The 21,856-nt window shown below is 46.7% G+C and carries 15 protein-coding genes; 10 read left to right on the top strand and 5 right to left on the bottom strand.

The annotated features are described in order from the left end of the window. The first annotated feature begins 20 nt into the window (after window positions 1–20). The 3 genes from QUA47_RS19040 (at window position 21) to hppD (ending at window position 3,684) form a co-directional block, all read left to right on the top strand. Complete coding sequence (locus QUA47_RS19040) at window positions 21–1,430, top strand: NYN domain-containing protein (protein ID WP_333431887.1); 1,410 nt, start codon at window positions 21–23, stop codon at window positions 1,428–1,430. Between the two features lie 83 nt (window positions 1,431–1,513). Further along, window positions 1,514–2,221, top strand: coding sequence for an SDR family oxidoreductase (locus tag QUA47_RS19035; protein ID WP_333431886.1), 708 nt, complete (start codon window positions 1,514–1,516; stop codon window positions 2,219–2,221). Window positions 2,222–2,622: 401 nt separating this feature from the next. Further along, on the top strand, window positions 2,623–3,684 hold the full coding sequence (hppD, locus tag QUA47_RS19030; protein WP_333431885.1) for a 4-hydroxyphenylpyruvate dioxygenase: 1,062 nt from the start codon (window positions 2,623–2,625) through the stop codon (window positions 3,682–3,684). A 20-nt stretch (window positions 3,685–3,704) separates the two neighbouring features. On the opposite strand, the gene QUA47_RS19025 is transcribed toward hppD, so the two are convergent. Both QUA47_RS19025 and QUA47_RS19020 read right to left on the bottom strand, forming a co-directional pair. Beyond that, on the bottom strand, window positions 3,705–4,238 hold the full coding sequence (locus QUA47_RS19025; RefSeq protein ID WP_333431884.1) for a GNAT family N-acetyltransferase: 534 nt from the start codon (window positions 4,236–4,238) through the stop codon (window positions 3,705–3,707). After that, on the bottom strand, window positions 4,219–6,348 hold the full coding sequence (locus QUA47_RS19020) for a diguanylate cyclase domain-containing protein (RefSeq protein ID WP_333431883.1): 2,130 nt from the start codon (window positions 6,346–6,348) through the stop codon (window positions 4,219–4,221). The genes QUA47_RS19025 and QUA47_RS19020 overlap by 20 nt, the downstream gene beginning before the upstream one ends. Before the next feature lie 499 nt (window positions 6,349–6,847). On the opposite strand from QUA47_RS19020, the gene QUA47_RS19015 reads away from it, so the two are divergent. Further along, the gene (locus tag QUA47_RS19015; RefSeq protein ID WP_333431882.1) at window positions 6,848–7,534 is read left to right on the top strand and encodes an HAD family hydrolase; all 687 of its coding nucleotides are present in this window, start codon (window positions 6,848–6,850) and stop codon (window positions 7,532–7,534) included. Window positions 7,535–7,680: 146 nt separating this feature from the next. Here QUA47_RS19015 and QUA47_RS19010 read toward each other — a convergent pair whose 3' ends face one another. Both QUA47_RS19010 and pgeF read right to left on the bottom strand, forming a co-directional pair. Further along, entirely contained in the window at window positions 7,681–8,292 is a 612-nt protein-coding gene (locus tag QUA47_RS19010) for a CPP1-like family protein (RefSeq protein WP_190663744.1), read from the bottom strand. 243 nt (window positions 8,293–8,535) lie between these two features. Next, window positions 8,536–9,414 (bottom strand): peptidoglycan editing factor PgeF, encoded by an 879-nt coding sequence (gene pgeF, locus QUA47_RS19005; RefSeq protein ID WP_333404005.1) that lies wholly within the window; start codon window positions 9,412–9,414, stop codon window positions 8,536–8,538. A 431-nt stretch (window positions 9,415–9,845) separates the two neighbouring features. Between pgeF and QUA47_RS19000 the strand changes: the two genes are divergently transcribed. From QUA47_RS19000 to QUA47_RS18990, 3 genes are all read left to right on the top strand, one after another. Next, window positions 9,846–11,651 carry a peptidoglycan DD-metalloendopeptidase family protein gene (locus QUA47_RS19000; RefSeq protein WP_333431881.1) on the top strand — a complete coding sequence of 602 codons (1,806 nt, stop codon included), beginning with the start codon at window positions 9,846–9,848 and terminating at the stop codon, window positions 11,649–11,651. Between the two features lie 74 nt (window positions 11,652–11,725). After that, window positions 11,726–14,098, top strand: coding sequence for a hypothetical protein (locus tag QUA47_RS18995; RefSeq protein ID WP_333431880.1), 2,373 nt, complete (start codon window positions 11,726–11,728; stop codon window positions 14,096–14,098). A gap of 15 nt (window positions 14,099–14,113) precedes the next feature. After that, window positions 14,114–15,004, top strand: a complete 891-nt coding sequence (locus QUA47_RS18990) for a glycosyltransferase (protein WP_333431879.1) — start codon at window positions 14,114–14,116, stop codon at window positions 15,002–15,004. A gap of 255 nt (window positions 15,005–15,259) precedes the next feature. On the opposite strand, the gene ribE is transcribed toward QUA47_RS18990, so the two are convergent. Then, complete coding sequence (ribE, locus tag QUA47_RS18985; protein WP_333431878.1) at window positions 15,260–15,973, bottom strand: riboflavin synthase; 714 nt, start codon at window positions 15,971–15,973, stop codon at window positions 15,260–15,262. A gap of 228 nt (window positions 15,974–16,201) precedes the next feature. Between ribE and QUA47_RS18980 the strand changes: the two genes are divergently transcribed. From QUA47_RS18980 to QUA47_RS18970, 3 genes are all read left to right on the top strand, one after another. Continuing rightward, on the top strand, window positions 16,202–16,708 hold the full coding sequence (locus QUA47_RS18980) for a bifunctional nuclease family protein (RefSeq protein WP_006635481.1): 507 nt from the start codon (window positions 16,202–16,204) through the stop codon (window positions 16,706–16,708). Between the two features lie 5 nt (window positions 16,709–16,713). Continuing rightward, the gene (locus QUA47_RS18975; RefSeq protein WP_333431877.1) at window positions 16,714–17,844 is read left to right on the top strand and encodes an aldo/keto reductase; all 1,131 of its coding nucleotides are present in this window, start codon (window positions 16,714–16,716) and stop codon (window positions 17,842–17,844) included. Between the two features lie 629 nt (window positions 17,845–18,473). Next, window positions 18,474–21,713, top strand: coding sequence for a PAS domain-containing protein (locus QUA47_RS18970; RefSeq protein ID WP_333431876.1), 3,240 nt, complete (start codon window positions 18,474–18,476; stop codon window positions 21,711–21,713). Window positions 21,714–21,856 lie beyond the last annotated feature (143 nt).

Genomic DNA, 21,856 nt, shown 5'->3' with positions numbered 1-21,856 from the left:
ATCCCGCATTGTAGAGGGCCATGCCCGATCGAACTCCCTTGCTGGCGACTCAAGAATCTCTCGCATTCAGCGCCATCAGTCGCTATATAGCTCAAACCCTAATTACCATTCAGGAACAGCATCCCGAATGGATAGCTGAAAAATACAGGAAAACCCCCTGGGCCAAACCTGAGTTTCAGTCAGTTTTGATTGGAAAATTGACAAAAAGTTTCACAGTAGCCAGCGATACAGATTCCCTGCTGCTGACTGCGAAAAAATACCTACAAATTCTGCTGGTTCCAGAATTCGTTAATTCACCTCAATTCAGCAAATTATCGGTCAAAATTCAGCAGCTAGCCCAATCTCAAACAGCACCCGCTAAATCACAAAACTCAGTTTCGTCAAAGCCTCCCACTCCCACCACCCATCAAACAAATTCGCTTCCTATCGGCATTGCTATCTTGCTGCTAGATGTCGAAAACTTGCAACTCACCATCGAAACCGAAAAATTCCTAGAGGGAATTTGCAACTATCCCATCCAAATCAAAGTCGCCTTTGCCAACTGGCGCAGCATGGGCAAAAAAGATGCCGAATTTCACCAGCGCGGCTATCAACTAATTCACGTCCCCCCCGGCAAAGACAGCGCCGACTTAAAAATGGCTACAGTCGGCGCATCGATTTTCGTACATTATCCCACAGCCAAAGAGATTTTTGTCTGTTCGTCCGATCGCGCCCTCACTCACCTCAGCAATACACTGCAAGCCCACGGACTAACCGTATTTCAAGTCCGCAAACAAATAGATAAAATCCTAGTTTTAAACAGCAAAACCGGACAAATGGAAACCCATTCCCTTGTAACCATACCGGAAATTACACCCCTAGAACAATTAGTTGTTCAACTAAAAGAATTAATCAAAAAAGAGCAAAAACGCACCTCAACTCAGTGGATAAAAGTTTCTACTGTTTCAGCTTTATTTAGGGAAAATTACGGCTTAGTCCTCAATCAAGTTGTTGCCCATCATTTGCTCGGTACTAAAACCCGGGATATCTTTCTTAAATATCCCACCGATTTTGTCCTCCACAAACCCTCAGAAGTTTCTCAAACTTATGTCACTCTTTTTGAAGTAAGATTATCGCCCCCACCGCCAATACTGAGCCAAGAAATTCTGAATAACCACCAGGCAGCACCTGCGACTTTGACAGATATTAATTCTCTGGAAGACTTGGAAAGAGCTCTTGTCAAAATCGTTGGCGACTTAACCGGCAACTCTCGTGAAAATTCTGTATTTCTCTCCAATGTAGGCAGCGAATTTCACAGACAATACGGCAAACAAATTACCCAAATAATTAAAGATTTTAATCTCGGGAGGAAATTTACTAAGTTTTTGCAATCCTGCACTTCTCTCCAGCTAAAAAAAGCCGAAAAAGGCTGGCAAGTTTCCCTCAATTAATTAAAAATTAAAATATATCAACCTCCCCATTACTAGCAACTTGAGTTATCATACAATCGGGACGTAAAGAAATGTAAAGGGATATGCAGGACAAAGTTGTGGTTGTGGTGGGTGCAACTGGCGGCATCGGTTCAGCGGTGGCCCGCAAACTCGCTGATGCGGGTGCGAGGCTAGTGCTCGCCGCCAGAGACAGCAGTAAATTAGACGCTTTAGCTAGCGAACTTTCGGCAACAGAGGTACTGTGCGTACCCACAGATATCACCGATTTGCCCCAAGTCGAGACGCTGATGCACAAAGCTGGCGGGCATTTCGGACAAATTGATGCCCTCGTAAACGCCGCCGGTGCCGGAATTCTCAAGCAGTGGAACAAGTTAGAACCCGCTGATTTAGATGCAATGCTTGACTTGAACTTGAAAGGCAGTTTTTACACGTCTCAAGCAGCGGCGAATGTGATGAAAGAGCGCAAATCCGGCCACATTTGCAATGTCATCGGGATTTTGGGCAAGCATTCGATGGCGATGGGAACGGCTTATTGCGCTTCAAAGTTTGGGGTAGTTGGTTTCAGCAAGTGCATGGCAGATGAACTGCGACGCTACGGTATTAAGTTTACGCTATTCTATTTTGGCGGGGTGGATTCTCCGTTTTGGGATAATGTGAGTTTGAAGGTAGACAGGTCAAAAATGCTGAGTACCGAAACTGCTGCAAATGCGATTATGTTTGCTCTTTCGGCTGACCCGCAAGCTGTGCCGATGGAGATTAATATTCAGCCGGAAAGTCATTTGTTTTTTTAGCTATTGAGGAGTGATTTGAAGGCAGAACGCAGCGGAAGCTGAAGGCAAGAAAAATTATGATATTTTTAGGTTTGAGAACTTGTACAGCAGTTAATTATGTAGGGTGCATGGGCTCGCGCACCTTACTCCTATAAATAGCACGTCAAACCATTTTTTTGCCTTAGTCCTATTGGTGAAGGCCTAGCGGTCAAACCTAAGTTATCGCACACACCGGGTTTCTTTTAAGGGCCGACTTATTTCTACCTTCAGAGGGAGCTAGGATATTCAATCTTTAGGTTATTATTAAGTGGGCGCGCAATAAAAAGTATGAAAAATATCCATTACTCAATTCCTCCCTTGCAATTTCGCCTTGAAAATCAGCAGATTTTCCATTTTTCAGTTTCCATTTTCAATTATTGATTATGGAGTTCGATCGCATTCAATTTTACGTTGAAAACGCTCAAGTATCCCGCGAGTGGTTTGTCGGCAAGTTAGGCTTTCAATCAATAGCAGGTTATGCCAATAGCCACACTCACACCGAAGCTGTCAGCAGTGGCAATGTATGTTTTATTTTATCTTCGCCCCTGACACCCGCTAGTCCCGCTGCTAGTTGGTTGAAGTTTCATCCTCCAGGGATTGCCGATGTGGGTTTTCGGGTAAAAAATATCGAATTAGCGGTAGCTATAGCGGCTGCACAAGGCGCTAAAATCCTGGAACCGATTCAAGAAGACCTAAACGCAGGAGGCTATTTTAAGCGGGCCAAAATCGCGGGCTGGGGAGATTTAACCCATACTCTTGTGGAGCGCATTGGCAGCCATTCACTGCTATCGGCTTCCGATAAGCTGCCGTTGTTTACTCGGATTGACCACGTAGTGTTAAATGTGGAATCGGGCGATTTGTCAAGTGCTGTGAGTTGGTATCAAAAAATATTAGGTTTTCAACCGCAGCAAAATTTTGACATTCAGACTGAGAAATCGGCTTTGCGGAGCCAAGTTATGGTGCACGCTGAAGGTGGGGTGCAATTTCCGATTAATGAACCGGCAACAGCTAATTCTCAAATTCAAGAGTTTTTGAGCGCAAATCGGGGGCCGGGAATTCAGCACATGGCTTTGCAAACTAATAATATTGTGGGTGTTGTTGCCGATTTGCGATCGTGCGGTTTGCCTTTTCTGCCGGTTCCTCCAACATACTACTCCGAATTGCAGCAGCGGCAAAACTATTTGCCCGCAGATTGGCAAGCAATTGCAGCTTGTCAAGTTTTGGCAGATTGGCAAGAAGATACTCCCGCAGCGATGCTGCTGCAAATCTTTACCCAGCCAATTTTTGCAGAACCGACTTTCTTTTTCGAGATTATTGAGCGCCGAGTTAGTTTAGTTAACGGCAAACAGGTGCAAGCTGGAGGTTTTGGGGCGGGGAATTTTCGAGCTTTGTTTGAGGCCATTGAACGGGAACAAATGAAGAGGGGAAGTTTGATAGATGATTGACAAAAATTCCACTTTTTAGATCATACAGGCGTGTTAATCAGCACTGCGATATCTTTCCAACCGTAGGCAATTTCTTTGAGTGCAACTCCTGCTCTACTTGTTTGCTGTTCGTCTACTTTTTCACCTCCTAAGAATTCATAAAACCTATAAGCTGAATTGTCTCCTAGTACCCAAACTAGCATCGAGTTCAAACCTAACTCTGCCAATTTTGTGGCAACTGTTCTCACGAGTTGCTGTCCGATTCCTTGACGCTGATATTCCTGCAAAATATAGATGGCAAATAATTCTCCTTTATATACATATTTGCCGGTGCGTTCGGGACCACCCGCAGCAAAACCCACAATTAGTCCCGAGTCATTCTCGGCAACGCAGACAAAAACCCCAGTATTTTTGACGTTTGCCAGGATTTCTTGCCAACGGCTTTCTCCTTTTTCATAGGACAGTTGCGCGAGGTAATCTGTGGGTACAATTTTTCGGTAAGCTGTCCGCCAAGTATCTAGATTAACCCGTGCGATTGCAGGTGCGTCAGCGATTTTAGCTTCTCTCACAATCATCAGAAAATACTCCTTTCCCGGCCTGAAATTCTCTTTTCAAGTCTAGGCAAACTATACGATCGCGCCCTTCTAGTTTAGCTCGATACAGGGCTCGATCGGCCTGTCCAATTAACTCCTCAATCGATAAACCAGCAGCAGGTACAGTAGTAGCGATCCCCATACTGAGAGTTATAACATTACTTACCTTGGAAGCAGCATGAAAAATTGCCGCTGCTTTCAAATCGTTGCGAATTGCTTCAGCTATCTGCTTTGCTCCTTGCACATCAGTGCGCGACAAAATTACCGCAAATTCTTCGCCACCGTAGCGGGCGGCTAAATCTCCTGCCCGCTGAGCCTTGCTAGCTAAAATCTCGGCTACTTGTTTTAAACATTCGTCGCCTCCTTGATGCCCGTAATGATCGTTGTAAAGTTTGAAAAAATCGATATCGCACAAAATTAAAGACAGCGACTCTTTTTCTCGCTCCATCAACTGCCATTCTAACTCCAATTTTTTGTCAAAACAGCGGCGGTTGGGAATTTGAGTCAATCCATCCACCGAAGCGAGGCGCTGCAATTCCATGTTAGCTGCTTGTAATTCTAATTTGGCTTGTTCTAAAGCTAAATTTTGCCGAGCTAATTCTTCACTTTGGCGTTTTTCTTGTTCGTACAAAAATCGGATTGAAGCTTCAGCTTCTTGCAATTCTTTCTCTGCATATTTGCGCTTGACAAATTCCCCTAATTGAGAACTTACCACAGCTATGATTTGAAGTAAATCTTGATCCGGTGGCAGTTCTTCCCGGCAAAAAAAAGTCATTACTCCTACAACTTGGCTCCTAGCGTGAATGGGGAAACCGAATCCCGATCGCAGTCCCGCTTCCTCGGCCAAGCGGGATCGCACGAAATTGCGATCGCCCACAAGATCCGTAATCCACTGCGTAGAACCGCTTCGGGAAACCGCTCCCGGCAAACCCTCACCCGCAGCCAAAGTAATCTGCTCCTCGTTTTCGGCAAACTCCCTAACTTCTTCCGCTGCCTGCCAAATTGCCACCCGCCGCCAACAAGGAGCTGCCTCGATCGGACAGCAAAGCGGCAGGCACCAAAGCGGATCTGTTTCAGATTTTATTTCCTCACCCCATCTAGTTTCTTTCTCAGCCTCTGCAGGCGTCCAAAGCTCGCCAAAATCCCACCCAAAACTTTGGCAAATAGCTTGCAAAATTTTCGGAGTTGCACTATCTAGAGAAGTTGATTCTGACAGGATATGAGTAACAGCATACTGTGCTTCTTGACACTTTTTTATGCGTTGTTGCTTGGTAACGTCTTTGCCGATATAAACAAAATCTTGTATAACCTCGCTATCTGCATCCGGGCTTCCTGTGCTTGTCTCGAAAGTAGAGCAGGAAAACGCAACAATCAGCTTTAAACCTATTTTCGTTTGGCAAGCTACTTTTACTTGAGGCCAATATTCGCTTTTAAGTGCAGGAGGTAGCTGGCTGACTTTGCGTAACAATTCCTCCTCAGCCGTAATCAGGGATATGGATTGGCCGATTAATTCCGATTCGGTATATCCAAATAATTGCTGTGCAGCTTGATTCACTTTTTTGATTTCGCCCGATGTTCCTGTTACGAACAAAACATCCCCTAGGGAATTAATAATTTTGTCAATATAATCGCCAGCCGCAGCTAAGTTATCGCCTTTAATACTTGTTTTGTTGACAGCCTGAACCATGGTTGCCTGAGTTCCAATGCTATCTGTCACATCTTCACATAAAATAATCAATCTATCAGCATTGGCTTGTCCCTTATAACCAAAAATGTACAAATTTAGATACAAATAAGAGCCGTCTTTGAGAACTCTGCTAATTGATTTTAACTGACAATCTTGCTGTCGTTCTTCAATAATATCTTCAAGAAGTCCTTCAATTCCTATCAGTTCGGGAAAACTATCGCGCACGTCTTTTCCTTCGCCTACTTCCTCATGAATGTAGGCAAAATCTTGCACTTTCACAGATATTTCTTTAATCTTAAGTTCCCGATCGACTGTGAGGTATTCAATCCTGCGTAAGGATAACAGCTTATAAAGAAGAATATTAATACTTCTGGGGCTGCTCTCTACAGTTAATGTGGGAAGCATATCGTTATTGTAGAGCATCTCTCTCAAAGGTTAGCCGGTAAAGTTAGTTGTTGTTTTGCTGCGATTTATCATGGGAATTTTTATACTGGCAGAGGTCATCACCTGTTACCGGTGGCAAATTTATGCAAACAGTAAACTTTGGATTCTCCAAGCAGTTTTTTGCTTATTTTAAAAATGGGGCCAAATATTAATTTGACCCACTTTTTGTGAGAAAGCGCAGTCAAAATCATCCTCTGTTGAGGTTGAGATTTATGAAGAATATGTAGCGGTTTACACTATTTGTGCGGCACATTTTAATTTTAAATTCCCCGATATGGCTTACAACCGCTAAAGTTGAGGGACAGCACAGTTTAATTCAAATGTTTGCTTTATTAATTAGCACCATTCCTATAGACCTTACCTCCCCTGGGTATTTGTGTCAATTTTTGTAAAGAAAGTGTTACCTTTAAGTGATATAGTATCGAAGGATTTGTATAAAAGCTTAAAAATACTCTGCTAAATGCTGAGACTTATTACCGACTTTGACGGCCCGATCATGGACGTATCCGATCGCTACTACCGAGTTTACCAGTATTGTCTCGCCGAGACTAAGCGTTCGGACCAACCAGTGCGCGAACTCCCCAAAGCCGAGTTTTGGGAGATGAAGCGCGCGCGGGTTCCCGAAACCGAAATTGCCATCCTCTCGGGATTAGATGCAGATCAAGCCCGCGATTTTGCTCAGAAACGCCGTCAAACCGTCCACACCCTACCCTACATGGTTTACGATCAACCAGTCGCCAGCGCCGTGGAAACCCTCGAAAAGGTGCAGCGCGCTGGAGTAGACTTAGCGGTGATGACCATGCGCCGCGTTAGGGAACTAGATGAAGCCTTCAACCGCTGCAATTTAGGGCAATTTTTCCCAGAAAACCGCCGCTATTGCCTCCCCAACGATTACGTTAAAACCGGGGATGTCAAAGATAAGCCGCTGTTGATGGCAAGAGCTCTCGCCGAACTGCCGCCGGCTTCTGACACTTGGATGGTTGGCGATACGGAGGCGGACATTATAGCAGCAAAAACGCACGGTGTCAAGGTAATTGGTGTTTTGTGCGGAATTCGCGATCGCACCCAACTAGAAATGCACCAACCGGATTTAATTGCCAACAATTTGAGCGAAGCAGTTGAGATTGTTTTAGGTCGCAAAAATTAGTCATTAGTCATTAGTTATTAGTCATTAGTCATTAGTTATTAATTGTTAGCCGATGTTACTTGTCGGAGGTCTTAATTCCACAGTTATTAGTGGTTGGCTGCTGACTAATAACTGCTGACTAATAACTGCTGACTAATGACTCCTGACTATCGCAGAAAACCGCTGACCAGCCACAGAATTAAAAACGTAAACAAAGCGATAAATTTCTCTGTTGTTATAAATGCCGGACTGACCAAAGAACCCAAAAAGCCTCCCAGCAACAAGCCTATAACCAAGCCCGCCACAGTCAGCAGCACAGCCCGACCAAATTTTTGTTCCTTGCGATTAACAAAATAAAGACAAGAGCCGACCCCAAGAGCCAGAGTCAACTGTAGTAAACCATCATTAGCTGCCGGATAAATACTCAGTCCGCCTAACCCCACATACACCCCAGCCGGCCACAAAATGTCCGATCGACTAGGAGTATCGATTAGCCGCTGCAACCAAGCTGGGCTGCCACTAGGAGGAGAGGGAGTAAAGCTTGGGGGTGGCGGAGTCAGCCGCTCGGGAAAGCGGATGCGTTCGGGTACTTTAATTTTACCTTCCTGTCGCTGCCGCAGGCGATCCATGAGGATCGCATCGTAAGCGGCTTCGAGCAATTCCAAACGTTTCTTGTCACCGCTGTACTGCTCAGCTAGGCGCGTGCGGGCCTCTTGCACTTCATCAAAGGAAGCATCTTCATCGACTTCAAGCAGTTGATAGGGAGTTGGCTCACTCATGGTAATAACCCGCTGAAGACTCTCGTTATAGAGTAATCTTAACAAGAGAGGAAAGCGGGGCGGGGGCTCTGCCGCTTTCCCAAAAGTTTTGCTGCTAGTTTTTGGTGCTTTAAAACAGGAACCAGCAAACCTTACGAAAATAGAAACTAGAAGGCATTTGGCATTCGTAAATAAAAAATAATGAATCCAAAGATTTTTATTTTTATCTTGGCCGTCTAAAATTTTACCTTCTGCCAAATGCCCTCAGAAGGGACTTGTCCCGCAGGCACTCACAATTCCCGACCACTGGACTTTTTTAAGTCGATCGCGGCGGTACGAAAAAAAGTGAGCCGAGTCAGAATAAGTACAGAAAGGAGCGATCGCCACTTGAGAAACATCGATTCCCAACTGCTGCAATTGCAGAGCATTGCAGAGGCGAACATCCAAGCGTACTTTTCCCGGTTCTGGATCGGCTAAGACAGGCGTTTCCGGCAGTTGGTGCAAAAACTCTAGAATGCCGTCGGCTGTCGCACTAACGCCACTCTTAGGAGCAATGGTGGCTCCCAGTTCCGCTGCTACCTCCACAGATACCTGGTAAACCTCTCCAGCGATCGCCGGCCCCATAGCAATCTTCAGATTTTCTAGTTGACTGCCTTGTGCCACAAGTTGAGCGATCGCCTCTGGTAATATCTTAGCAGCAGTCCCGCGCCAACCCGCGTGAACTGCAGCAACGAGTCCCGTGCGCTCGTCAGCAATCAGCACCGGCACACAGTCAGCCGAGCAAACCCACAGCGCCTCCAATTCTCGCTCGGCTACCAAGCCATCAGCCTCAGCATAGCTTGGGGCAGCGGTTTCCGGGCCCGGAGCCACAACCGGGGACAACTCACTCGTTTTGAGTACCGCATTGCCGTGTACCTGTTGGAGTCGGTAAACCTTAGCTCCAGGTTCGAGAACTTCCGTCAGCTCGATCGGCCCCCGGGGCGAGAACTCGCGAGTAAAAAAGCCGTGAGACCAGCGAGAAAGCAAGCTGCAAGTCAGATACGGCAAGCCTTCAGAACTCTGCCAGTCCCAACTGATACCCTCAGGCTCTCCGGCGCACTCAGAGTCAGGAAAATTTGTCAAGCGATCGCCAGCTACAGTCATGAAACCTATCCATCCCCAAGCGAATCATTTAGCTTGTATTCTAAACAATCAACAATTTTGTCCGCGAAGTTTAAAGGCAGCGCCAGCTTTAAGGAAAAAATCGCGATGAAGCAGGCGGTTTTAGGACAACCGACTGCGCCGAAATTTTGCATAACCCGAAAAATATAGGCAACTAATTAACATAGAGGAACGCCAAAGCGCTATCATCAGTGTGGCCGTCAGACACTTCAAGGCAAGTGCCATCGGGATCAAAAAAACCGGATATCGATCGCGACTGAATGTGCAAGGTATTCGAGCTTGTTCTATGTGCAAAAAAAATTGCCTCAAGCCCGGTAAAATCAGTTAGGTCTGTATATAAAGACAAGGATTGCCATACATTCGATCCTGACTTCGAGATCCTTGTGCCCCCTGTTGAGTTGGGAAAAAAAATCGTGAAACCAGTTCCAGACAAGCAAATAACAGCCCCTTTGAACACCAAACAGCAAAAAAAGAACCCTACAGGCACCCGGACTCGATCGCGCCTTTTGTCCGATCGCTCACTGCTGGTGGGACTGGGTTGCCTTGCCAGTCTGGGACTGCTCAGCAAAGGCCTAGTTTGGGCCCAAGCCGAAACTCCGCCAGCAGAACAAGCCGTCCCCGGCGCTGCTGACCTCCAGCCATTATTTGAAGCTCCTCTCCCGCCCCCGGAACCCGAATACAGCCAAGTGGAGCCTGAACCATACCCTGAACCGCAGGCAGAAGTTCCACCGTCCGAGCCTTTTGATGCCGCACCGCCGTCCGAGCCGGAGTACGCCAGCGAACCACCTCCCACCCAATATTATCTGCCAGAACCCGCGCTGATTCCCCTGCCAGAAGCGACGGCCCAGGAGCCGCCTTTTGAAGCGCCAGTTAACCCAGCCCACGCTGAAATCGACCAAACAGACTACAGCATTGGCGCTACCAGCGAGTACCAAGAGTACGAAGCGCCAACAAGTATAGAGTTTGCAGAACGATCGACCGGCTGCGAAGGAGGTGGCGATTTGTGCGCGCCTCCTCCTGTTTCCGAGCCGGTGACGGCCGATGCCGGAGAACCCAACTACAGCCCGGAACCTCCGATCGCAGACGACGGCTATATTGCAGCCCCTCCTCCTCGAAATCTGCCAGAAAGCATTCCAGACAATGTTGGGGAAACTGTAGCCGGAAATAGTAGCGGGAATCCTGTCAGTAAAATCGGTCAAGCCGTTCAACAAATAGGCAGCCAGGTTTGGGGGGGTTCAAACCCGCCGGAACCTGCCTACGCACCCCCGCGCTACCCAGCAAACATCGGCTACTCGGCAGACGCAGGATACTCGGCAGACACTGGATACTCGGCAAACATCGGCTACTCGGCAGACGCAGGATACTCGGCAGACGCAGGATACTCGGCAGACGCTGGGTATTATGCCGGCTCTGCATCTTACGGTGGCGGCGCTCCAGCGCCCAGCATGGGACTCGGGCCGGTTCAAGTCGGTGCCATTAGTGTCAGCAGCGGCAGCAATACCGGTTTTGCTTACTACAATCTCACGCCGCGTCCCGCAGGCCTGCCCGGGAATGGCAACACCAGCTTGCTGTTTCCGCTATCTATTGCTTCGGCAATTACTTCGCCCTTTGGGTGGCGGACTCATCCGGTTATGGGCTACGGCAGGTTTCACACCGGAACGGACTTGGGGGCCCCGATGGGAACGCCCGTACTGGCAGCCTATGCGGGTCAAGTGGCGATCGCCGATTGGTTGGGAGGCTACGGTTTGACAGTGGTTCTCAACCACAACAAAAAGTCTCAGGAAACTCTCTACGCCCACCTTTCGGAACTGTTTGTGAAACCGGGAGAGTGGGTGAAACAGGGAGAGACTATCGGCCGCGTCGGCAGTACGGGAATGTCTACAGGGCCTCACCTCCACTTCGAGGTTCGGCAAATGACTGACCAGGGTTGGGTGGCGATCGACCCGGGATCTCAGCTAGAATTCGCTCTGGCAAAAATGATCGGCAGTTTGGAAACCGCCAAAGTACCGCAAATGCCGAAAATGGTGGAAATACAAACCGCTAGCGGACTCAAGGATTTGGAAAACGATCTGCCGCAGCTTCCACCTCTGCCGCTGGGAATGGACATCGAAGTTCACAACATCCAGCCGCCATTCCCGGAACTCTTAAAAGCTGACATTTCTAAGCCCAAAGATCCCGAAGCAGTCAAACCCAAAATTCAGAAGCAAGCTAACAGGTAAAAATTAGGGATTGCTTAGATTAATTTTCTTGTGGAACGGTCGAAAAGCGCACCCCACAAGAAAATTAATGTTTTGTGCAACCAGCACGCGAACTCGTTGTTTTTCGTCGTTACCACGCTCTTTTGGGCAACGAGGAAAAACTGATAAAAAATGGTAACTTGCAGCTTATGCTAATAGCGCAGCATTTGTGGGAATTAATTTTATTTCTGATTATTATAGTCGGCCCGATTCCCTTAAGCTTGTCTCTTGCCTTCGAGAATCAGAAAGAAAACAATAAGTATTCATTTCCCCATTTTCTCCTCGTAGTCTTGACGGGATGGAGTATTGCACAAGTTTGTATCGGCTTGATTTTAGGAAGCGCCGATAGCCTAAATATTGCTGCGGTGATTATAGCAGAAATTTTGATTTGTGCGATCGGCTTCATCCTGATTTATACAAAAAACCACAAAACTTTTACCTTCTCGCAGTGGCCGATTCCCCAACTGAAGCAACCTTTAGGCCCCTCAGAATTCCTAATTATTGTTGCCACCGCTGTTGCAGGATTTTTGCTGTTAAAAACTCTCGCAACCAAACCCACAACCAATTATGATTCATTGTGGTTTCATCTACCTGCGATCGCGCGATGGTATCAAACCACTTCATTTACATTATTAGATGCTGCGGGAAATTGGATTTTTGAACAAGAACAAGCCCGAGTATATCCTTACAATTGGCACGTTTTATCTGCTTTGTGTGTGCTTCCCTTCGGAGAAGATTTTCTAGCAGCTTTTCCCCTGCTAATTGCGTGGGTACTGGAGGGAATTGCAGTCTATCTCTTAAGCGTAAAATTTGGAGCCAGGCGAATTCACGGTATGGCAGCAGCATCTTTAGTATTGACAGTACCGATGATGCTCAACCAAGTTAACACCATTCACCCAGACTTACCGCTAGCTGCAATATTTACAGTCGGTTTATATTTTGGTTTATCCTACCATAGCAGCAGATCGCAATCCGAACTTTCCCTATTTTTGGCAGCCACAGGAATGCTAGGCGGAATAAAAATCACGGGAATAGTCTATTCAGCCTCACTTTTAGGAGGATTAGCAATATTAGAAATTAAAAGATTCGCGGTTAATAAAAAATCTACACCAGCTAATTTTAGAATTCGCCACTTTCTCAAACCAGTGTTACTGTGCGGCATAGCTTGTTGCTTGCTTTTAGGAGGTTTTTGGTATGCGAGAAACTTGCTGCACATCAATTATCCCGTCAGCGAAGTCGGCGATATTAAAATTCCCTTAGAGCCTGTTCCCTTACCGTCTCCCATACCTGCACCACTACCTCCGGTACAGCAGCCGCCCGCTTCGCCAATTCTAAAGATTTGGCAAAGCACTTTAGCAGCTCAATTTAATCCCAGCAATATTTCCCACTGGCAAACTGTCGGCTTACAAATTATCATTAGATTGCAACTGCCATTTCTGGCGATCACACTTCAGGTATTGGCAGCACCTCTGGCTTTTATCAGAGGAAAAACCCGAATAATCGATCAAAATAATATCATTTTAATTGTAGTTCTCGCCAGCACCGGAATTTTGTATTTAATTACACCTTACACGTCCGGTACTGCGGGAGAGTCGATCGGTCAACTCAGCCCTCTACTCGGTTTTAACCTCAGATACGGATTTCCTTTTTTAAACGTACTCGCCATCGCCGCAGCAGCTACAGCAACTCTCTTGAAAACTCCAAATCTAGTTGTTCTGGCAGTGGTTGTGGTTAGTGGTTTTTTAGGAATTACTAGCAACACAAGTTTTGATAATATTAAAAAGGCTTCTTTCACCGGAGATAGTATTGTTTGGGGGAGTTTGTTGATTGACAATTTTAAGTCTAACCCCCTAGAAGCTATTAATAGTATCGTAAAAATATTACGCCCCATTTGGCAAGATATATTACCCGATCCGATATTTTATCTTGTGTCAGTGACGCTGGCTGCGATTTTGTGGAAAATGAATCCTGCCTTGGGATGGCTGAATCATCTATTTCCCACCCGCAAAAAATCGATTTACATAGTGATAATGGGTGTCTGTATAGGATTGATACTAATTGGTCATTGGAGGGAAAAGCGAGATTTTGCACGCACAGAGCTGTATCGTGGTATTTACGAATATATTGATAAAAATACAGTACCAGATGAAAGAATAGGCTTCTTTTTAAGTTCGCGCAACTACCTGTTTTACGGGAGAAATTTGGACAGACAAGTTTTATATGTGCCGTTTAGAGCCGATCGACTTTCGGCATGGATTGACAACCTGCGGCAAAATAAAATTAGGACGGTGGGATTCGGGCCACTGACTGGGACAGACGCAGCTACTAGGAAAGCTCTATCTTGGCTGACAAGTGCCCAGGGCCCGCTGCAACCAGTTTTCGGTAAAGATTTTAATACTGAGTCGGTGCTATATCGCTTGAAAAATTAAAAGTTATTAGTTACCATGAACCAAGCTAAAACTCTATTTTCAATTATTGTTCCGACCTACAATCGACCCGATAAATTAGCGGCGTGTCTTCAGTCTTTTGTTGAAATTGAATATCCCCGCGATAAATTTCAAGTTATCGTGGTCAACGATAGCACCGAAATTTCTGTAGAAAATACAATTTCGCCTTTTCAAAATCAGCTAAATATCACACTTCTGACACAACCCAACTCCGGCCCTGCAACGGCGCGAAATACTGGATCTTTTGCCGCAGAAGGCAAATTTTTAGTGTTTACAGACGATGACTGTACTGTGGGGGTAGATTGGCTGCAAAATCTGGAAAAGCGATTTGTGGAAACACCAGATTGCTTAATCGGAGGTCGAACTGTAAACGCGCTGCCGGATAACATCTATTCTACTGCCAGCCAGCAACTGATCGATTACCTTTACAGTTACTATAATGCTATTGGCGATCGCGCGCAATTTTTCACTTCTAACAATTTTGCCCTTCCCGCTGAGGCTTTCCAAAAAATCGGCGGCTTTGACACGACTTTTTCTCTAGCGGCTGGAGAAGACCGGGAATTTTGCGATCGGTGGTTGCATTCGGGCAATGCCGCAATTTATGCTCCCGAAGTTATAGTCTATCACTTCCATGCACTAACTCTTCGCAAATTTTGGAAACAACAATTCAATTATGGTAGAGGTGCTTTTTTGTTTCAGCAAATTATCTCGAAACGCGGGGCTAATGGGAAACTACAACATCCGTCATTTTATCTGAATTTGCTCACTTATCCATTTTTCCACGCACCGGGCTTTCAAAAGCTATTAATTGCTGCATTGTTTTTAGTTTCTCAGGCAGGAATTGCTGCGGGATTGTTTTGGGAGAAAAACAATTTTGTTGAGGAATAGATTTTTATTAATGAACCGCAGAGAGCGCAGAGAGAGAATTAAGAGTTAGTGGGGTGCCTCTGCTTTGAACAGTCAATTATTGATATAATTAACTCGCTGCTGAGGCATTCTACAACTCAAAAACAGGCTCACCTGCCTGTTCCACAAAGAGTGAGTTTTCTGGTGGGGTTGGCAGGATATCCCGCCCGTAAAAGGCTTATTGAGAAGGGTGCAATATCTCAGATATGAGCAAGGTGCGCGGTGCGTACCCACAGATTAGATAAATCCGTGTTCGGCTAAGAATTCTGGTGTAATTGTTCCCAAACTGTTGATTGTGGGGGTTTCTTCCCACGGTTCGGCGTGGGATTTTGAGCCGCTGCGGAGAAATTTGGCGACATATTTGCCCAGAATATCTGCTTCTAAGTTTACTAAACTTCCTGGTTGCAAATAGCTGAGGTTTGTCTCACCAAAACTGTGGGGAATGACAGCAACTTCAAACCAATTGCCGTCAGCATCGCAATCTGCCACGGTTAAGCTGATGCCGTTGACGGCGATACTGCCCTTGGAAACGATGTAAGGTGCGATTTGACGTTGCCATCCCGAATTTGCTGCTGGTGGGGCAGTAAACCGCATCTCCCAAGCGTTGGCGGTTTGGGTTGATGTTGCTAAAGTGCCGATCGCATCTACGTGCCCCGTCACAAAATGTCCCCCCAATTTGCTACCGGCGCGCAGGGAGGTTTCTAGGTTCACCAAAGCATCGGGGAATGAGCCCAGAGTTGTGCGGCGGAGGGTTTCTGGGGAAGCGACGGCGACAAAACCTTGCGGCAGAACTTCCACTACCGTTAAACAGACTCCATCCACGGCTACGCTGTCCCCAATGGCTAAATCTTGTAAAATTGGGTAGGAGTTGTTTGATGTGCAGGAAATTTGGAAATAATCGTTGCCTAGCGACTTCAGCTTTCCGAGAGATTGAATTAGTCCTGTAAACATAAGTATTTTTCCGTAGTCGATCGCTTATTTACATCAAACCATAGGGACAAACCAGAGACAGGAGGTTTTGCCGTCCCCCTGTCCCCTGGAGTCAATCTAAAATCTAAAATCGACAGTCCCAGATCTGTTGCAGATTCAGGCGAAGATCAAGTCATACTGGATTTAGGTGATCTTTATGTCCAAGTTCTCTACTGCCTTACAGTTTCTTAATTCTATGAGGCCGATCGAATGATTGAAATGAAAGTCGCTGGAATTGCCTTAGATGCAGCCACGCGCAGTCCTATTGTCTTATTGAGAGACGCTACTGAGCGACGGGCTTTGCCTATTTATATCGGTCAGGAGCAAGCAAAGGCTATTATTAGCGCGATCGAAGGGCACAAACCTCCTCGGCCCTTAACTCACGATCTGATGGTCAATTTCTTAGAGGCATGGAGTCTTACCTTGGAGCGCATAGTTATTCACTCGCTGCAAGATAACACGTTTTATGCCGTGCTGATCGTCCGTCAGGGAGAAGTTAAAAAAGAGATCGATGCCCGACCTAGCGACGCGATCGCCCTAGCCCTGCGAACGAACTGCCCCATCTGGGTGATGGAAGAAGTCGTCGCCGATGCTTCGATACCGGTCGATCGAGATGCTGATGAGGCAGAACGCCGGGCCTTCCGGGAATTTATCTCAAACCTCCGTCCAGAGGATTTGATCAAGAGAAGCGGCTTCAGCCCGGGCGAAACTTCCTGACCTTTATGCGCTATCGACGGTTTGGCAAAACGGAGTTGCACCTGTCGGTATTTTCCTTGGGAACCATGCGCTATTTGGCTTCTGAGGAAACTGCCTGTCAGACTGTACAACAGGCGGTGTCTCAGGGAATCAATCACCTGGAAACTGCGGCTGGTTACGGTTGCAGCGAGGAATATCTTGGCGCGGCCCTTTCGGCTGGTTTGTCTGTCGATCGATCGCGCCTCCACGTCACTACAAAAATTTCCCCAACCGAGGATGCAGCAGCCATGGAACGCTGCATCGACGCATCCCTCAAACGCCTGAATTTAGACTATATCGATTGTCTGGCAATTCACGGTTTGAATACTTGGGAACATTTGGCTTGGGTGCGATCGCCCACAGGCTGCATGGAAGCTGTACGCAAAGCCCTGGCTGATGGTCGCATTCGGCACGTCGGCTTTTCTACTCACGGGCCTCTGGATCTGATTTTGGCTGCAATAAATACAGATTTGTTTGAATTTGTCAATCTGCATTATTACTATTTTTTTCAGCGCAACGCCCCGGCAATTGAACTCGCCAAGCACAAAGATATGGGCGTTTTCATCATTTCCCCAGCCGATAAAGGAGGGCAACTCTACACGCCCCCGGAAACTCTCGCACAATTGTGCTCGCCTTTCTCGCCTTTAGAGTTGAACTATCGATTTTTACTCAGCGATACTAGGATTGGGACTCTGAGTGTGGGGGCTGCAAATGCGACCGAATTAGAGCAACCTCTGAAATATGCCGATCGCGACTTTCCCCTCACCCACGCCGAACTCGCTGCGTTCGATCGGCTAGAATCGGCTATTGCAGACACTTTGAAAACCGACAAATGCAGCCAGTGCTATGCCTGTTTGCCTTGCCCGGAAAACATCAACATTCCCGAAGTATTGCGACTTCGCAATCTCGCCGTCGGGTGCGACATGACTGACTTTGGCAAATACCGCTACGCCATGTTTGAAAATGCCGGACACTGGTTTCCCGGCAGCAAAGGCAACCGCTGCACCGATTGTGGCGAATGTTTGCCCCGGTGTCCCGAAGAGTTAGACATCCCCAGCCTCCTCAAAGATACTCACCAGCGACTGGGGGGCAAAGCAGGCAGGCGGTTGTGGGATTGAAAAAAAGGTGATGCAGGGAAAAGGCGATCGAGCGTATCTAAGTGTTGCAATAATTACGTTAAACTTTGGTTTAAGTGAATTTACGATAGAGTCGATCGAAAAACTACTTAGCTTGCGGACTGTCTGCAGGCATTGGTGTCCACTTAACGTCTTATGTTGTACCAATCTACTGTTTGAGTTCATAGTCTTCCTGATCCCCCCTAACCCCCCAGGGACAAGAGCGTCAAAGTCCCCCTTCTTAAGGGGGATTTACGGGGAGCGAGACTCGGCTATAAACGAGAGATACAAATGGTTTTAGTCTGAAGTTGACACCCATGTCCCCTGTCTGCTCGCAACAAACTTTAAATAGGAGCCGACAGTATATGGAAAAACAACTAAATAATACAATCTGATTGAACACCGAGAAATTGATTTATTTAAAAATATCCCAGTCATTTTCTTGCTTTATTGCCCCCGGCGAGAGCTAACAATTTTATGATGAGTGATTAAGCGAACTCGATATAAAATATAAAATCGTTCGACTGAGCGCTCACGCCGAAGTCTAAAATCTCAAATCTCAAATCTCACCTTGATTCCCTTCCCGATTAATTGATGGCCTGTCATCTAAAACCGATCCCGTATTTACTACTATGGCTCATACTCAGTTAAACGACAGCCAGCCAAATTGTCTGCCGCAAACTAAAGTGGCGACTTCCGAAAGAAGATTGAAAGCAGCTTTCAAGCCGTGTACCTACAACTTATCGGTTACCAGAAAACAGCTAATCGGACTGCTGACTTTACAAACAATCTTGCCAGTCGGACTAACGGCAGCAGCACTTTGGCTAACATCGGCAGTTGGAAGCAATCAACTGCAAAATCAAGCTAAATCCGAACTGAGCCTTAGTGAAATTAACTACAATCTCCAACTCGATAGCGCCGCCGACCGTTTGCAAAACTCTTCTGACAGCAAAACGATCGCCCAAACAGCCTTAGCTTACAACAGCGGTAAACAAACAACATCAGATTTGCGAAAATCAGTCAAGCAAATTTTGGCAAATCAAGTCAAAACAGGGGAAATAGACAGCGCGGCTTTAGTGGGAAAAAACAGGCAGATTGTGGTTACCGTCAACTCCAACCAGAAGGGAAAAAGTTTTAACCTGCAAAAAATAGTCGATCGAGTATTCGCTGCAAAACAGCCAATTACGGCTACCGAAATCCTTGCCAAATCAGAAGTTCAGGAACAATTGGGATCTGTGCCGCCCGGAAAGGGCGATCGCCCTGTTCTCCTCCGCTACGCAGCAATTCCCGTAAAAGATCCAAAAACTCAGACAGTGATTGCTGCCTTAGTATTAGGAAAAATTATCAGCAAAACGTCGGTAGTTGCTAGCAGCCAAATTCTCAATTTACAGGGCGGTGGATATCAGGCTATTTACGCACCGCTGGCTGACGGCAAATTTGTTTTGGCAAGTTCGCAAACATTTACAAAAAACCAACAGTTACCAGACTTGCTGGCCGAGAAATCGCTGCTGAAATCTGCACTCGCCGCCGGCGGCAAACCAGTCGCCGGAAACGTACAAACAGGCAGTCAAACTTATGCAGTAGCTGCCAAATCCCTTGGCAATTTAGCGGGAAAACCCGCAGCAATTTTAGTGCGATTCATCCCCAAAACCTCGATCGCAACTGGGTGGGGCAATAACTGGCTGCTGGCACTGTCTGCGGCTGCCGTTGTCCCCTTCGCCTTGGCAGTTGCAGTCACCCGCCGGATTGCCAAACCCACAAACTCAGATTTATCCACAGCAGACGGGAATCAGGCATCTAACTCCACCGCCGAACCGCAGCAGCGACCCCGGAAGTTGGATCTAATTTATGACAATTTAAATTTCGGCGAATTCCCCGATTTATTCAAAAAATCGAGTTTAGATGGTCAATTAGCAGTCGATTTTCGATATAAAAAAATTGCGGGCGATCCTCTTCGACCGCTTCGCCAACGCCCGATCGCAAATCCCCACATCCCGCTCGCTTTCCAACCCCTAGAATTGCCCGAAAACTCCATCTCAAACCAGTCGCGGCAGGTACATACAGAACTAGAAAAAAGCGAGATAGCCTTAAATCTAGTCCAGGAAGCTTGGCAAGACTTAAATCGCCTCAACTTGGAATTGCAGCCAGAAATACTCGATCGCCAAAATACTCAAAAAGCCCTGCGAAAGAGCGAAGCACTGCTGCAAGCGATTTTAGACAACTCAACAGCAGTAATTTACATCAAAGATGTTGACGGAAAATACCTGCTCACAAACCGCCATTTTGACAATTTGTTCGACATCGCAAAAGAGCAAATAACAGGGAAAACCGACCGCGATATTTTTCCCCAAGACAAAGCAGCAGTTTTGCGAGAAAATGACCTGAAAGTTCTCGAATCCTCCTCGCCCCTAACCATCGAAGAAATCATCCCTCAAGACGACGGCCCGCACACTTATATTTCTCTGAAATTTCCCCTGTGCAACTCTGAAGGTAAAGCTTATGCAGTCGGTACAATTTCTACAGATGTGAGCGATCGCAAACTTGCCGAACTCACCCTAGAAAAAGCCAAAGCAGAACTAGAAATAGAAGTCGAACAGCGCACCCTATTCCTCAAACAAGCCAACGAACTCTTGCGGTTTGAACTCGCCGCCAGAGCCCGCGGCGCCATCACAGTCAGACAAATGACCGCTCAGGTAGCCCGACACGCCAGAACAGTTGACGGCATTCTAGGCGCTTCTCTTGACCTAATTTTTCTAGTAGATAGATCGGGAAAATATACCTATGTCAGCCGCACCGCCGCTCAAGCGGCCGGCCTGAACCCCAGAGAAATGATTGGCAAAACCTGGCAGGAATTAGGCTGGTCGCCAACAATTATGCAGCGGGTTCACCAAGAATGCCACGCCATATTTGTGACAGCCGAGCCCAAGAAAGGCGAAGTAATTGTCCCCACGGCAAACTGGGGAACCCGCGACTACGAGTACATTCTCAGTCCGGTTTGTGCGACAGACGGCAGCGTCGAAGCCGTAGTGGCGACACTCCGGGATATCACCGAACGCAAAGATGCGGAGGAAGCGTGGCAGTTGGCCAAAGAAGCAGCAGAACTCGCCAACCGCGCCAAGAGTGCTTTTCTGGCAAACATGAGCCACGAGTTACGCACTCCCCTCAACGCGATTATCGGCTACAGCGATATGCTGGTGGAAGATGCCGAAGAGTTAGGCAACTTAGAGGTAGTCTCGGATTTAGACAAAATTCGCACTGCGGGCAAACACTTGCTGCACCTAATTGACGACATTCTCGACATTTCCAAAATTGAAGCTGACAAGATGGAGATTTACCTCGAAAGCTTCGATGTTGGAGGCTTAATCGAGGAGGTGGTAACAACTATCAAACCGCTAATGGATAAAAACGGCAATACTTTGGAAGTATTGATCTCTGACAATATCGGCGCGATGCACGGCGATTTGATGAAAGTGCGGCAGGTAATGCTGAATTTGCTCAGCAATGCTGCTAAGTTTTGTGCTAATGGGACGATCGTGCTTGCTGTCGAAAGAATTACCAGTGAAGAATTAAAAAATAAATATCAACCCAGAGTTGCTCAAATGTTAATTTTGGATGCAGACTTTTTAATTTTTCGAGTGACGGACACGGGCATCGGCATGACACCAGAACAGCAAGAGCGACTGTTCCAACCTTTTACTCAAGCTGACAATTCAACTACTCGCAAGTACGGCGGTACGGGTTTGGGACTGACTATCAGCCAGCGTTTTTGTCAGATGATGGGCGGCGATATTGAAGTAAGTAGCGAGTTAGATTGCGGTTCTACTTTTACTGCTTATCTGCCTGCTTCATTGTTTAAGCGATCGGAATTTTAACATGACTGTAGTGGGGGCTTTACCAACAATAAAAGCAAAAAAAAACAATCTAATAAACCCGCCCCCACACAACTAAAAATCGCAATGTACATCTTTTGCCTCTAATAAGATGTAAGGTTGATGTAGGTTATGTGCTGTGCGCG

This window comes from Microcoleus sp. MON2_D5 (genome assembly GCF_036701905.1).
GTDB lineage: Bacteria > Cyanobacteriota > Cyanobacteriia > Cyanobacteriales > Microcoleaceae > Microcoleus.
The sequence above is the reverse complement of the archived record's forward strand: the minus strand, read 5'-3'. Positions and strand labels throughout refer to the sequence as shown.